12 protein-coding genes are annotated in these 13,261 nt (G+C 63.2%); 2 read left to right on the forward strand and 10 right to left on the reverse strand.

Translation table 11 applies throughout. From position 1 onward, the window contains the following. Nucleotides 1-808: 808 nt before the first annotated feature. The 5 genes from guaA to LB513_RS01515 all read right to left on the reverse strand — a co-directional run bounded on the left by guaA (nucleotide 809) and on the right by LB513_RS01515 (nucleotide 5,618). A complete protein-coding gene (gene guaA / locus LB513_RS01495; protein ID WP_224661676.1) occupies nucleotides 809-2,371 on the reverse strand; it encodes a glutamine-hydrolyzing GMP synthase in 1,563 nt (520 codons plus the stop codon). Nucleotides 2,372-2,417: 46 nt separating this feature from the next. Continuing rightward, the gene (locus LB513_RS01500; RefSeq protein WP_224661677.1) at nucleotides 2,418-3,086 is read right to left on the reverse strand and encodes a 5'-methylthioadenosine/S-adenosylhomocysteine nucleosidase; all 669 of its coding nucleotides are present in this window, start codon (nucleotides 3,084-3,086) and stop codon (nucleotides 2,418-2,420) included. A 157-nt stretch (nucleotides 3,087-3,243) separates the two neighbouring features. Next, nucleotides 3,244-3,711 (reverse strand): PaaI family thioesterase, encoded by a 468-nt coding sequence (locus LB513_RS01505; protein ID WP_224661678.1) that lies wholly within the window; start codon nucleotides 3,709-3,711, stop codon nucleotides 3,244-3,246. Nucleotides 3,712-3,800: 89 nt separating this feature from the next. Further along, nucleotides 3,801-4,253, reverse strand: a complete 453-nt coding sequence (locus LB513_RS01510; RefSeq protein ID WP_224661679.1) for a TspO/MBR family protein — start codon at nucleotides 4,251-4,253, stop codon at nucleotides 3,801-3,803. Between the two features lie 75 nt (nucleotides 4,254-4,328). Then, nucleotides 4,329-5,618 (reverse strand): RsmB/NOP family class I SAM-dependent RNA methyltransferase, encoded by a 1,290-nt coding sequence (locus tag LB513_RS01515; protein WP_224661680.1) that lies wholly within the window; start codon nucleotides 5,616-5,618, stop codon nucleotides 4,329-4,331. Nucleotides 5,619-5,805: 187 nt separating this feature from the next. On the opposite strand from LB513_RS01515, the gene LB513_RS01520 reads away from it, so the two are divergent. After that, nucleotides 5,806-6,483, forward strand: a complete 678-nt coding sequence (locus LB513_RS01520; RefSeq protein WP_224661681.1) for an MIP/aquaporin family protein — start codon at nucleotides 5,806-5,808, stop codon at nucleotides 6,481-6,483. 77 nt (nucleotides 6,484-6,560) lie between these two features. Here the strand turns inward: LB513_RS01520 and LB513_RS01525 are convergent, their stop codons facing one another. From LB513_RS01525 to hisS, 4 genes are all read right to left on the reverse strand, one after another. Continuing rightward, nucleotides 6,561-8,333: an AMP-binding protein gene (locus LB513_RS01525; RefSeq protein ID WP_224661682.1), complete on the reverse strand. Its 1,773-nt coding sequence runs from the start codon at nucleotides 8,331-8,333 to the stop codon at nucleotides 6,561-6,563. Nucleotides 8,334-8,437: 104 nt separating this feature from the next. Continuing rightward, nucleotides 8,438-9,136 carry an ATP phosphoribosyltransferase gene (gene hisG, locus LB513_RS01530; RefSeq protein WP_224661683.1) on the reverse strand — a complete coding sequence of 233 codons (699 nt, stop codon included), beginning with the start codon at nucleotides 9,134-9,136 and terminating at the stop codon, nucleotides 8,438-8,440. Beyond that, a complete protein-coding gene (locus tag LB513_RS01535; protein ID WP_224661684.1) occupies nucleotides 9,133-10,254 on the reverse strand; it encodes an ATP phosphoribosyltransferase regulatory subunit in 1,122 nt (373 codons plus the stop codon). Before LB513_RS01535 ends, hisG begins: the two co-directional genes overlap by 4 nt. A gap of 178 nt (nucleotides 10,255-10,432) precedes the next feature. Continuing rightward, nucleotides 10,433-11,938 carry a histidine--tRNA ligase gene (gene hisS, locus LB513_RS01540; RefSeq protein ID WP_224661685.1) on the reverse strand — a complete coding sequence of 502 codons (1,506 nt, stop codon included), beginning with the start codon at nucleotides 11,936-11,938 and terminating at the stop codon, nucleotides 10,433-10,435. A gap of 211 nt (nucleotides 11,939-12,149) precedes the next feature. On the opposite strand from hisS, the gene LB513_RS01545 reads away from it, so the two are divergent. Next, nucleotides 12,150-12,419, forward strand: coding sequence for a hypothetical protein (locus tag LB513_RS01545; RefSeq protein WP_224661686.1), 270 nt, complete (start codon nucleotides 12,150-12,152; stop codon nucleotides 12,417-12,419). A gap of 1 nt (nucleotide 12,420) precedes the next feature. Here LB513_RS01545 and LB513_RS01550 read toward each other — a convergent pair whose 3' ends face one another. After that, nucleotides 12,421-13,059 (reverse strand): DNA-3-methyladenine glycosylase I, encoded by a 639-nt coding sequence (locus tag LB513_RS01550; RefSeq protein WP_224661687.1) that lies wholly within the window; start codon nucleotides 13,057-13,059, stop codon nucleotides 12,421-12,423. Nucleotides 13,060-13,261 lie beyond the last annotated feature (202 nt).

Genomic DNA, 13,261 nt, shown 5'->3' on the forward strand with positions numbered 1-13,261 from the left:
AACCACTACGAGCAGCTAAATCTCGCTGCGGGCAAAGCCGTGATAGGCAATGGGGAGGTACTCCGTCGGGGACTCGAGTTGGTGAGCATCGCAGACCGACAGAGACTACATTGAAAAGGCACCCACGCGTTGTGCGACTATTGTCCATCGAAAATTGTCAAACAGCATTGGAACAGGACCCCGATAGGGCGCTATAGATCCTGTTTTCTAAGCGTCAGTGTTGATTTCCATTTAGATGTGACCGTTTAGGCGTGGCTTATTCCATCGGGAATTGACCCATGTTTTTCACTGTCTCTCGCCATGTGCGTGGGGACCTGAAGTGATCGACATGTGGCCTGCTGCCGGTTCTGTGGACGGTCAGGCAAGCTAATCCCACCTTCCGCTCGAATTCGGCCGGGCTAACGTGGCCTATGGTCGAGTGCCTGCGCATGGTGTGGTAGAACCTCTCGATTGCGCCCGATGGCTGCACCGCAAGCGTACATACCGTCACGATCGCTTATCTGTATAATTTCTTCTGGGACTTCAGCGCCTTAATGGCTGTGTCAGCAAGCATGAGGGCCTCCAAACCGTCTCGAAAACCGGGGGAGGCTCTGATTATACGTCAGGCGAAAACAGGCGATGCTGGAAGCACGATTTCCGGAATCAGCCTGTTAACATCGATAAATATACCGTCATCAGCTCTCTAATTCTTGACGGTATAGAGAATTTCGCAATGATAGATGGTGATAGATGACGCGCAAGTTATCCCGTCAATTCAATGCCTTATGTCATACTTTAGCGTAGAAACGGATACTGCCGAGGGCCAAAATCATTCCCACTCGATCGTGCCAGGGGGCTTCGAGGTGACGTCGTAGACAACGCGGTTGATGCCGCGGACCTCGTTTATGATGCGCGTGGCGGCGGCGCCCAGGAAGGCCATGTCGTAGTGATAGAAATCGGCCGTCATGCCATCGACCGACGTGACGGCGCGTAGCGCGCAGACGAACTCATAGGTGCGTCCGTCGCCCATCACGCCGACGGTCTGTACCGGCAACAGCACGGCGAAAGCCTGCCAGATGGCGTCGTACAGCCCCGCCTTGCGGATCTCGTCGAGATAGATGGCGTCCGCCTCGCGCAGGATGTCGAGCTTTTCGCGGGTGATGCCGCCGGGGCAGCGTATGGCAAGGCCAGGGCCTGGAAACGGATGGCGGCCGATGAAGCTTTCGGGCAGGCCGAGTTCCTTGCCGAGCGCCCTCACCTCGTCCTTGAACAGTTCGCGCAGCGGCTCGACCAGTTGCATGTTCATGCGCTCCGGCAGGCCGCCGACATTGTGGTGCGACTTGATGGTCACCGACGGGCCGCCGGTGAAGGAGACGCTCTCGATGACATCGGGATAGAGCGTGCCCTGCGCCAGGAATTCGGCGCCGCCAAGTTTCCTGGCCTCCTCCTCGAACACTTCGATGAACAGCCGGCCGATGGTCTTGCGCTTTTTCTCGGGGTCGGATTCACCCTCGAGGGCGCCGATGAAACGGTCCGACGCGTTGACCAGGATGAGAGGCAGATTGTAGTGCTCGCGGAACATCGCCACGACACCCGCGGCCTCGTCCTTACGCATCAGGCCGTGGTCGACAAGGATGCAGGTGAGCTGGTCACCGACCGCTTCATGGATCAACAGCGCGGCGACCGACGAGTCCACCCCGCCCGACAGCGCGCAGATGACCTTGCCCTTGCCGACCTGCTTGCGGATGGCCTCGACCGCGTGCTCGCGGTAGGCGCGCATCGTCCAGTCGCCCTCGATGCCGGCGATGTTGTGGACGAAATTCCGCAGCAGCCTGGCGCCATCCGGCGTATGCACCACCTCGGGATGGAACATGATGCCGTACATCCGGCGTTCCACATTGCCGAAAATGGCGAAAGGGGAGCTTTCTGACTTGCCGAAGACCTCGAAGCCCGGCGGCAAGGCGATCACGCGATCGCCATGGCTCATCCACACCTGATGCCGCTGGCCGGTCGCCCAAAGGCCATCGAACAGCGGGTTGTCCTTTTCGATCTCGACGAAGGCGCGGCCGAATTCGCGATGGTTGGAGCTTTCGGCAATGCCCCCCATCTGCACGCACATGGCCATCTGTCCGTAGCAGATGCCGAGCACCGGGACGCCCGCGTCGAAAACGACCTGAGGTGCGCGCGGGCTGCCTATGTCGGACGTCGAGGCCGGCCCGCCGGACAGGATCACTGCTTTCGGATTGATGCGTTTGAACGCCGCTTCGGCCGACTGGAACGGCACGATCTCGGAAAACACACCCGCCTCGCGAATGCGCCGGGCGATAAGCTGCGTGAACTGACTGCCGAAATCGACGATGAGGACGGTATCGGGATGATTGGCTGATTTCATGGCGAGCGTTTAGAGAAAGAAATGAGTCTGTGCAATGGGTTAGGGCTCAGGCCGGCGTCGGTTCTTTTTGGGCCGAATCCGACCGAAGCAGCCCCGACGCAATCGCCTGTTCGAGGTGCACGACGGCATCCGCCAGCTTCTCGTCGATGACATGCAGATATTCCGTCCAGTCGCCGACGTGCCTGAGATCCGCGGCGCCATCCGAAATGCCGCGCAGCCCTATCAGGGGAATGTCGAACAATTGGCACGCGCGCAGGCAGGCGAAGGTCTCCATGTCGACCATGTCGGCGGCGATAGCGTCATAGGCGGCACCCGTTATGATCCCTCCGCCGCTCGACAGTGTCGCTTCCCTCAAAACGGGTATCCTGAGCGGAAGGGGCACCGTCACCGGCAGGTCGAGAAAGGGCGTCGCGCCTTTCTCGAAGCCCAGCGGCGAAGCGTCGATGTCGCGGTAGCTCACCGAGACGGCCTGGTAGATTTCCGTCTGCTCCAATGTGCGGCTCCCGGCCGAGCCCAGTGAGACGACAAGGTCGGGCAAAGCCTTCTCGGTTTTCAGCCAGGACAGCTCGGCGCCCAGCCGGACACCGGCTTCGACCGGACCGACGCCCGTCATCAAGGGCGTGAACAGACGCTGCAGATGCGGGCCGTATTCGGCCTGCGCCGCCATGACGAAGAGGACGTCCTTGCCGCCTATTCGTGACACTTTCCCGGTCATGACTAGCTCTTCCCCGCTTACACTAGATTGTTGATACCGGCACGGTGATACCGCCCCGCCGGGGGCCCGCTGCCTGCGGCAGCTGCCGGCCCTTCGCTATGGCTCCGGGCGTTCGTCGCTCGAAAAGCCCATTTTCGTCCGCTGCGCGGACCGCTCCTCACCCCTCGATCCCATCGCGGCCTGTTATGGTCATCATCGTCCCGGTCATCGTGGCTATGAGCTTGGCCTCGCCGTCGGCGGCGAAGGCATAGGCCTGTCCGTCGGCGACGATAATCGTACGGCCGGGCTTGGTCACCGAACCCCGGAACAGGAATCGCTCGCCCCGGCCCGGCGCCAGGAGATTGACCTTGAACTCGATGGTCAGCACGCCGGAATTTTCCGGCATCAGCGAGAAGGCGGCGTAACCGCAGGCCGAGTCGAGAGCCATCGAAATGACGCCGGCATGCAGGAAGCCATGCTGCTGGGTCAGGGCCGCGGAATAGGGCATCTCGATCTCGATGATGCCGGGGGTCACCAGAGTCAGTTCGGCGCTGATCGTGGCCATCGCCTGCTGGCGCGCGAAGGAGGACCTGACGCGGTCTTCATAGTCCCGGGCGGGAACGATCTTCGCTGCTGCCATGGCCATTGCTTCCCTTAACGCGCACAAACTTATCGCAGAGCCACCGTCGCCAGGCAATGCTTTTGCTGCACTGCAACAAGACGATGTCGCTAACGCTAGTTCAACAACAAAAGCGAGGCATTGAGCAGCGTGGCGAAGGCAACCCAGGCCGCATAGGGCACGAACAGCCAGCCGGAAAGCCGGTCGCGGTTCCACACATGGACGATGAACATAACGATGCTGGCGAGAAGCAGCACGACGACAACCAGCGCGGGTCCGATCATTCTCGCGCCGAAGAAGGTCGGCGACCAGAGGAAATTCAAGACAAGCTGGACGCCCCAGATCTTCATCGATGTGCCTGTCGGTTCCCGCAGCCACGTCCGCCAGCCGGCCACTGCGACCAGCACATAAAGCAATGTCCAGGCGGGCCCGAAAACCCAGTTTGGCGGATTGAAGGACGGCTTGGCCAGCGATGCATACCAAGCGCCTGGCAGCGTCGCGTAACCGATCAGCAGGCCTCCGCCCAGGACGAGGAGGAAAAACAGCAGAAGCGACGGATACCTATGCAAAATGTTCCCCGTGATTGGCGACCGGGCGCCGCCCATTCGAAACTGGGGCGCTCGAGCCGCAGGTCAACGGCGGCGTCACGCTTCACGCCGCATGGCGCAGATATAAAAACCGTCGGTGCCGCTCAACGCCGGCGACAGCGAGACATCCCCCGCCGCGCCGATGCGCACCGCGGCCTCCTGGCCTGGAAAACGGCTGTCCCACAGCTGGCGGTGATCGAGGGGCGTATAAACTCCATGACGGTCCCGAAACGCCGCGATCTGTTGGCCATTCTCCTCAGGGAATACCGAGCAGGTGATGTAGACCAGCAGGCCGCCGGGTTTGACGTAGGTCCTGGCCGCATCGAGGATCGCCGACTGCTCGGCCTTGCGGGTGTCGACCTGGCGTTGCGTCAGCCGCCATTTTGCATCGGGCCGGCGCCGCCAGGTGCCGCTGCCGGTGCAAGGTGCATCGACAAGCACGATGTCCATATGGTTGGCCAGGGGGGAAAGTTCGGCCGGGCGGGCGACGATCTGGACATTGCGGTTCTCGGAGCGGCGGAGACGGTCGAAGATCGGCGCCAGCCGCGCCTTTTCAGCATCGTGAGCAAAGACCTGGCCGGTATTTCCCATCGCGGCCGACAACGCCAGCGTCTTGCCGCCGGCACCAGCACAGAAGTCCAGCACCTGCATGCCGGCTTCGGCCCCGGCCAGCGCCGCCGCGATCTGCGAGCCCTCGTCCTGGACCTCGAACCAGCCCTTCTGGAACGCCGGCTCGGCCTGCACGTTCGGATGCCTGCCATCGCCGTCGATCGGCGGGATGCGGATGCCGGTGGGCGCAATGGCAGCGGCTTTCGCGCCGGTCCCAGACAGTTCCGCCAGCACCTTGTCGCGATTGGCCTGCAGCGTGTTGACCCTGAGGTCGAGCGGCGGGCGTGTCGCCAGCGCGGCGCCTTCGGCGACCCAGGCTACGCCGAAGGCTTGTTCGAGAAGCGGCGCGCACCAGTCGGGCACATCTGCCCGGACCGCGTCCGGCGCGTCGGCAAGCCGGCGCCCGGCGATCGCCTGGAGTTCGCTCTCGGTCAATAGCGGCGGCGCGAACTTATCGCCGTCGAGCGCGGCATTGAGGGATTGGGCCGTCTGGCCCCATTCGAGCAGCAGCGCGCCGAAGCCGATGGCGCGCGGCGTGTCCTCGCCGAGCAGCCAGCCGGCGGACCGCTTGTGGCGCAACGCGTCATAGACGATGTTGCCGATCGCCGCGCGGTCGCCGCCGCCGGCGAAGCGATGCGCCAGGCCCCAGTCCTTCAGTGCATCGGCGACCGGCCGGTGGCGCCGGCCGATGTCCTCCAGCACCTCGATGGCCGCAGCCAGTCTTCCGCCCAGTCTCATGGTCTTGATCCGTAACGTAGAAAACTATTCCGGCCCTGCTCTAGAGCGCGCAACCGGCGCGCACAAGCGCGCCGGCCGGGACAAGCGCTCCGCTTTGCAACTTTTGCGGTTGCGAATACTGTTTCGGCGATGATTCGCGGCACGAAAACAAGAGCCCGGATCGATACGAGGAGAGGGCAAAAAGGTAATGAAGACTTATCTGGCGGAAGTTCTAGGCACATTCCTGTTGGTGTTCATCGGGACGGCGTCGGTGGTGACCGGCGGCTTCGGCGGCGCGCTGCCGCTCGGCCAGGAAGGCATTGGCCTGGCGTTCGGCATCGGCCTGATCGCGGCTGCTTATGCGATTGGCCCCATCTCGGGCGCGCATCTCAACCCAGCCGTCACGCTGGGCGTCTTCCTCGCGGGCAGGCTGAAGGCCAAGGATGTCGTCCCCTACTGGATCGCGCAGATCATCGGCGCCATCCTCGCCTCGCTGGCGCTGTGGATCATCGTCTCCGGCAAGGCCAGCGACCCCATCACCAACTTCGGCGCCAATGGCTGGGACGTGACGAAATGGGGCCTGGGCTCGGCGTTCCTGTGGGAGCTGATCGGCACCTTCACCTTCGTCACGGTGATCCTCGGCGTCACCGCTGAGAAGCACTCGACGGCGTTCGCCGGCCTGGTGATCGGCCTCACACTGGCAGGATTGCATTTCGCCATGATCCCGGTGACCGGAACCTCGCTCAATCCGGCGCGCTCGATTGGCCCTGCGCTGTTTTCCGGAAGTGCTGCGATCAGCCAACTCTGGCTCTTCATCGTCGCGCCACTGATCGGCGGCGCCATTGCCGGCGTGGTGGCCAAGGCGCGGGTGTTCGAGAAGGATTGAGGTTTCGAAGACCGGCTAGGAAAGGCGCGGGCTGTGGTCCGCGCCTTTTTCGTTGGCCATTGCGGTAGGAGAAAGGCTCAAGCCGTGCTCTGCGCCACCAGTCCAAGTTCCTCAACCATCGCCTCGCGCATCAGGAACTTCTGCGGCTTGCCGGTAACCGTCATTGGCAGTTCGGTGCGGAAGCGGATGTGGCGAGGTATCTTGTAGTGGGCGATCTGGCCGGCGCAGAAGGCCTTGATCTCCTGCTCGGTTGCGATCTGGCCAGGCTTGAGCACGATCCAGGCGCATAGTTCCTCGCCATATTTGGCATCGGGAATGCCGAACACCTGCACCTCCCTGACCTTGGGATGGCGGTAGAGGAACTCCTCGACCTCGCGCGGATAGACGTTCTCGCCGCCACGGATGACCATGTCCTTGACGCGGCCGACGATGTTGCAATAACCCTCGGCGTCGATGATTGCGAGGTCGCCGGTGTGCATCCAGTCGTCCGTGTCGATCGCCTCGCGGGTTTTTTCCAAATCGTCCCAGTAGCCCTTCATCACGGAATAGCCGCGCGTGCAGAGCTCGCCCGGAACGCCGACCGCGACCGTGGCGCCATCGACATCGACCGCTTTGACCTCGACATGGGGGTGGACGCGCCCGACGGTCGAGACGCGCTTTTCCAACGGATCATCGACGCCACTTTGAAAGGAGACCGGACTGGTCTCGGTCATGCCATAGGCGATGGTCACGTCCGACATGTGCATCAGCGATACCACCTTCTTCATCACCTCGATCGGGCATGGCGAGCCGGCCATGATGCCGGTGCGCAGGCTTGACAGATCGAAGGACTGGAAGTCCGGGTGGTCGAGCATGCCGACGAACATGGTCGGCACCCCATAGAGGCAAGTGCAACGCTCCTGAGCGACAGCGTTAAGCGTGGCGCCGGGGTCGAATCCCTCTCCCGGGAAAACCATTGTGGCTCCTTTCGAGACGCAGCCCATCGTGCCCATCGACATGCCGAAGCAGTGATAGAGCGGCACCGGAATGCAGAGCCGGTCGTCGACGCCCAGCTTGATCGCCGAGGTGACGAAATTGCCATTGTTGACGATGTTGGAATGGGTCAGCGTCGCCCCCTTGGGCGCGCCGGTGGTGCCGGAGGTGAACTGGATGTTGATCGCATCGCCCGGCTTCAGCGCTTCGGAGATACGGTCCAGGCTGTCATGTTCGTCGCGGCCGGCCATGGCCAGAACGTCGCCAAAATTGAACATGCCGGGCGAGCTCTCCTCGCCCATGCGGATGACGATCCTGAGCGCGGGCAATCGCTTGGCCTTCAGCTTGCCCGGCATCGCCGTGGCGATCTCCGGCGCCAGCGTCGCGATCATGCCGAGATAGTCGGAAGTCTTGAAGCTGGCTGCGGTGACCAAGGCCTTGCAGCCGACCTTGTTCATGGCATAGTCGAGCTCGGTCAGCCGATAGGCCGGGTTGATGTTGACCAGGATCAGGCCGATGCGGGCGGTGGCGAACTGCGTCACCAGCCATTCCCAGCGGTTGGGCGACCAGATGCCGACGCGGTCGCCCTTCTCCAGGCCGAGTGCCAGGAAGCCGGCGGCCAGCGCATCCACAGTGTCCGACAGTTCGCTCCAGGTGAAGCGCTTGCCTTGGCCGATGAAAACGGCAGCGTCCTGCGTGGCGTATTTGCTGGCGGTTTCGGAGAACAGCTCGGGGATCGTCTTGTCGAGCAGCGGTACGGCGCGCTCCCCGGAGACATGCGCCTTGCCGTCGACCGGGGCGACGAAAACGCCGCCGGCGCGCACGCCACGTCCGCGCAGATTGCTGGCGTTCTTCAACTCGTCGAGATTGACCGGCATCGTTCTGTGCTCCCGGGACGGATATGGACTCTATCAGCCCGGCGCAGCAGTGGAAATCCTGACGGCGACGGCCGGAGGCGAGGGTGACAGGTCCTGAAGGCTGCCTATCCGGCCACTGCGGCCATCTTGCTGGCAATGTCGCGCAACAGAGCCTCATCAGCGGCAGCACGCGCCTTCTTCGATGCCACCAGGCAAGCCTGCGATTTCAGCACGACGCCGTCGCCCAGCACTTTGAGATGATTGGCGCGCAATGTCGCGCCCGAACTGGTGATGTCGACGATGACATCGGCCAGCCCCGCCGCCGGCGCGCCTTCGGTGGCGCCCAGGCTCTCGACGATGCGATAGACCTGGATGCCATGCTTCTGCGAGAAGAACTGCTGCGTCAGCCGCCAGTATTTTGTGGCGATGCGCAGCCGTCTGCCATGGCGCTGGCGGAAATCGGCCGCGACGTCGTCGAGATCGGCCATGGTGTCGACATCGAGCCAGATGTCGGGCACCGCCACCACGACGTCAGCATGGCCGAAACCGAGGCGGGCAAGGATTTCAGCGCGGCTCTCCCAATCGGCGCGGCTTTCGCGCAACAGGTCCTCGCCGGTGATGCCAAGGTCGACAGTGCCCTGGCCGATCTCGCCGGCAATCTCGGACGCCGACAGGAACGCCACCTCGACAGTCTCCAGGCCCTCGACACGGGCCTGGTATCTTCGCTCGTTACCGGGCAGGCTGACGGCGAGGCCGGCCTTGGCCAGCACCTCCAGCGCCTGCTCCTTCAGACGGCCTTTCGATGGAATGGCGAGGGTAATCATGACGCGGTCTCCCGCAACGTCTCGATGCGGTCGAGCCAGACGGAAAAACCGACGCCGGGTATCGGCGCCTTGGCGCCGAGCAGGGTCAATAGCCGATCATAGCGGCCGCCGCCCGCCAAGGGCCGGTCGCCACCCTGCACCGCGATCTCGAAGACGAGACCCGTGTAATAATCGAGCGGTCGGCCGAAGGCGGCATCGTAGCGGATTTTCTCCGCCGGCAAGCCATGCCTCTCGATCGCTTCAGCGCGGGCGGCGAACCTCTCCAGCGCAGCATCAAGCGAAAGACCGGCACCGTCGGCGAATATTTCCAGCGCCTGGGGCGCGCCGCCAAGCGGCACGTCGATCGCTAGAAAGCCCTTCAATGCCGCGAAGGCCTCGTTCGACAGCCGCACGCTGCGCAGTTCGGCCTTCTCGATCAGCCGCCGCGCAATGTCGGACGGCGCACGCCCAGTCGACCCCGAAAGACCGGCCTCCTCCATGCCGCCGGCTATGTGCGCGGTCAGGCGTTCCAGATCGCCATCGAGGACAAGGGCTGCGACCGGACCGGAGAGTTGGCCGTTGCGCGGCGGGTTGGCGAGATCGGCGAGTGCCGCCTCCAGCATCGGCGCGGAACCGAAGGCCCGCGCAAGACGCATGCGCCATCCGCGCGGCAGACCGAGTGCCGCCAGCACCGCCTCGAAAATGGTCTGGTCGCCGAGTGTAACCGCCAGGTCCTGCCCGGGCAGCACCAACGAGAGCAATGCGTGCGCGTCTGCCACCGAGCGGGCATCGGCCTGCGCGGTGTCGCGGTCGCCGAGATCCTCGATGCCGGCCTGGAAGAACTCGTTGCCGCCGTCGCGGCGCTGGCGGAAGACCTCGCCCAAATAGGAATAGCGGCGCGGCGTGCCGGCCTGCGAGCTGATGTGGTCGAGACAGACGGGGATGGTGAATTCCGGACGCAGGCACAGCGTCTGCCCCGTCTCGCTTTCGGTGAGGAAGATGCGGCGACGCAAATCCTCGCCGGCCATGTCGAGGAACGGGTCGGCCGGCTGCAGGATGGCAACCTCGACTGCATGCGTGTCGCGGGCGGCGAAGAGCTTGGTGATGTCGGCTGCGATGGCGGGAAATCGGATGGTCATGGATAGGTTGGGCGCGAGGCACCCCCCTCTGTCCTGCCGGACATCACCCCCGCAAGGGGGGAGATTGGATGCCGGGAATGCTTTCGCCAACCTGCCACGTCGCAGAAAGAGCACCACGCCTGAAGCTGCTGATCTCCCCCCTTGCGGGGGAGATGGCCGGCAGGCCAGAGGGGGGTGTTCAAGCGCTATCCTTCGCGCGATCGGACGCCTGCGCCGCCAATATCTTACTCACCGTCGCCACCAGTTCACTCTCCGCCACCGTCACCTGTGCCGGCCGCGCGGCGCGCCATTCGGCATTGTCTGATATTTCGGCCGACATGCGCGCGCCTTCGATCAGGTCCTTGATCTGCAACTCGCCCCTGGCGCGTTCGTCGCCGCCCTGGATGATAGCGATCGGGCAGCCGCGGCGGTCAGCATATTTCAACTGCGCCTTCATGCCGGCGCCGCCGAGATACATTTCGGAGCGAATGCCGGCGGCGCGCAGCTCCGCCACCATCTTCTGATAGCGGCCCAGGCTGTCGGTGTCCTTGTCCATCACCAGCAAAACAACGGGCGCGATCACATCGGCGCTGCCGAGCTTCCCAAGGTTCTTCAGCGCGGTCATCAGCCTCGATACGCCAATAGAAAACCCTGTCGCGGGCACGGGTTCGCCGCGAAAGCGCGAGACGAGACCGTCATAACGGCCGCCGCCACCGACCGAGCCGAAACGCACGATCTGGCCGTCCTCATTGGGGATTTCGGCCAGCAACTCGGCCTCGAAGACGGGGCCTGTGTAGTATTCGAGGCCGCGCACCACCGATCGGTCCATCGCGATGCGGTCGTCGCCATAGCCAGCCGCCCTCACCAGGGCTTCGATCGTCGCCAGTTCGCCGACGCCCTCCTGATAGGTCACGTTCGAACTGACCATGGCATCCTGACCAGCCTGTATCGTTCTTGCCGTCGCGAGCAGAACCGCCTCGGCTTGCCCGTTGTTCAATCCGGCGCCCTTGGCGAAGTCCCCCTCGCCTTCCTTGCCGCCATCCCATCGGCCCGGCCCCAGCAAGAGCTTGACGCCTTCCGGCCCGAGCTTGTCCAGCTTGTCGATCGCCCGCAGTACTGTGAGCCTGCGCCCGGCATTCTCGTCCCCGCCGAGGCCGATGGCTTCCAGCACACCGTCCAGCACCTTGCGGTTGTTGACGCGGATGACGTAGTCGCCTCGCTTGATGCCAAGCGCCTCCATCACATCAGCCATCATCATTGCCATCTCCGCATCGGCCGCGACGCCCGGCGTACCGATCGTATCGGCATCGAACTGCATGAACTGGCGGAAGCGGCCCGGGCCCGGCTTTTCGTTGCGGAACACCCAGCCGGAGCGATAACTGCGATAAGGCTTCGGCAGCCGCTCGTAATTCTCGGCGACGAAACGCGCCGTCGGCGCGGTCAGATCATAGCGCAGCGAAAGCCACTGGTCGTCGTCATCCTGGAAGGAGAACACGCCTTCGTTGGGTCGGTCCTGGTCGGGGAGGAACTTGCCCAGCGCGTCGGTGTATTCGATCAGCGGCTGGTCGGCGGGTTCGAAACCATAGAGCTCATAGACCGAGCGGATCGTCGCCATCATCTTCTCGACGGCGCGGATGTCCTCGGCGCTTCGGTCGGCAAAACCGCGCGGCAGCCGCGCTTTCGTCTTTTCCGATTTTTCGGCCATGGGCTCGGTCTTTTTGCTGGATAAACAGGACTGGTCTCGGGTGCGCGTGTCCTAACCGATGCGGCTTGGTGCGGCAAGGCCGGCAAGGCCCGCGGTGCGTGAAGGCTCCGGAAACAAAACACACCCAGCATGAAACAATCCGGCCTTATACGCGGCATTATGCCGACACAATCCAGATCGATAAGCGCGGGCAACTGAAGGGGTTCGGGATATGACCAACGCTGTACGATTCCGTGTCATCGACGGCGGCGCCGGCGATGGCTCCGCGCATCTGCTGCCGGCCAACCACCATGCCCGCAAAATGGCTGGCCAGGCGACGGCCGGTCAGGTCGCGGGTCCGTTCGACATGCCAGCCGATGACGGCAAGGGAGCTTCGCTGCGCGATGCGTTGATGACCGGCCTGCTTGTTATCTACCCCGCCATGGCCACGGTGGCCGCGATCGTCGCAGGGCTATTCCTGGCCAGCGCCAACGGGACCTGAGCTATTTCGGCCGCTTGAATGCCTTGCGGTCCTTCTCGACCTGCTTGCGGCAGACACAGCCCTCGAGATGGTCGTTGACCAGACCCATAGCCTGCATGAAGGCATAGACAGTGGTCGGGCCGACGAAGCTCCAGCCCCGCTTCTTCAGATCCTTTGAGATGCGCACCGAGACCGCCGTGGTCGGATTGGCGCGCAGATGAGCGAGATCGACGATCCTCGGCCGCTCGTCCCTGGACGGTTCGAACTTCCAGAACCAGGCGGCCAGTGAACCGAATTCGTCGGCCATTTCGCGGGCGCGCTTTGCATTGTTGATGGTCGAGACGATCTTGCCGCGATGGCGGATGATTCCGGCATTGCCGAGCAGGCGTTCGACATCCTTGTCGGTGAAGGCGGAAACCTTGTCGAAGTCGAAGCCGGCGAAGGCCTCACGAAAGTTCTCGCGCTTGCGCAGGATTGTCAGCCAGGACAGGCCTGACTGAAAGCCCTCGAGGCAGATCTTTTCGAACAGCCTGCGGTCGTCGGCGACAGGCCTGCCCCATTCATGGTCATGATAATGCAGATAGTCGGGCAGGTTGCCGTGCCAAAAGCAGCGCACGACGCCATCAGGACCGGCAAGCAGGCCGGTGTTTTCTTTACTCATCCCTAAAATTTCCATCCGTTAAACACACTCAGGCACGGCCTTTACCCCTGCTTTACCAGATTCCTGAACCCGGCGGTAACCACACCAAAAGCTTTCCTGACAGCATAGCATTTTACGCATTTCGATTCATGTTTCGGTTGCCGCTTCGCGCCAATGATCGCGAAAACCGGGAGCGGTTCCACCCGGTTGTTGCAGACGATCA

The sequence above is a fragment of the Mesorhizobium sp. ES1-1 genome (assembly GCF_020164785.1).
Classification (GTDB): domain Bacteria; phylum Pseudomonadota; class Alphaproteobacteria; order Rhizobiales; family Rhizobiaceae; genus Mesorhizobium.

What these genes read in the sequence shown, in the direction of transcription:
- LB513_RS01550 (WP_224661687.1), bottom strand. Translation starts at nt 13,059, where the DNA reads ATGAGTAAAGAAAACACCGGCCTGCTTGCCGGTCCTGATGGCGTCGTG.
- LB513_RS01545 (WP_224661686.1), top strand. Translation starts at nt 12,150, where the DNA reads ATGACCAACGCTGTACGATTCCGTGTCATCGACGGCGGCGCCGGCGAT.
- hisS (WP_224661685.1), bottom strand. Translation starts at nt 11,938, where the DNA reads ATGGCCGAAAAATCGGAAAAGACGAAAGCGCGGCTGCCGCGCGGTTTT.
- hisG (WP_224661683.1), bottom strand. Translation starts at nt 9,136, where the DNA reads ATGATTACCCTCGCCATTCCATCGAAAGGCCGTCTGAAGGAGCAGGCG.
- guaA (WP_224661676.1), bottom strand. Translation starts at nt 2,371, where the DNA reads ATGAAATCAGCCAATCATCCCGATACCGTCCTCATCGTCGATTTCGGC.
- LB513_RS01515 (WP_224661680.1), bottom strand. Translation starts at nt 5,618, where the DNA reads ATGAGACTGGGCGGAAGACTGGCTGCGGCCATCGAGGTGCTGGAGGAC.
- LB513_RS01525 (WP_224661682.1), bottom strand. Translation starts at nt 8,333, where the DNA reads ATGCCGGTCAATCTCGACGAGTTGAAGAACGCCAGCAATCTGCGCGGA.
- LB513_RS01500 (WP_224661677.1), bottom strand. Translation starts at nt 3,086, where the DNA reads ATGACCGGGAAAGTGTCACGAATAGGCGGCAAGGACGTCCTCTTCGTC.
- LB513_RS01520 (WP_224661681.1), top strand. Translation starts at nt 5,806, where the DNA reads ATGAAGACTTATCTGGCGGAAGTTCTAGGCACATTCCTGTTGGTGTTC.
- LB513_RS01505 (WP_224661678.1), bottom strand. Translation starts at nt 3,711, where the DNA reads ATGGCCATGGCAGCAGCGAAGATCGTTCCCGCCCGGGACTATGAAGAC.
- LB513_RS01535 (WP_224661684.1), bottom strand. Translation starts at nt 10,254, where the DNA reads ATGACCATCCGATTTCCCGCCATCGCAGCCGACATCACCAAGCTCTTC.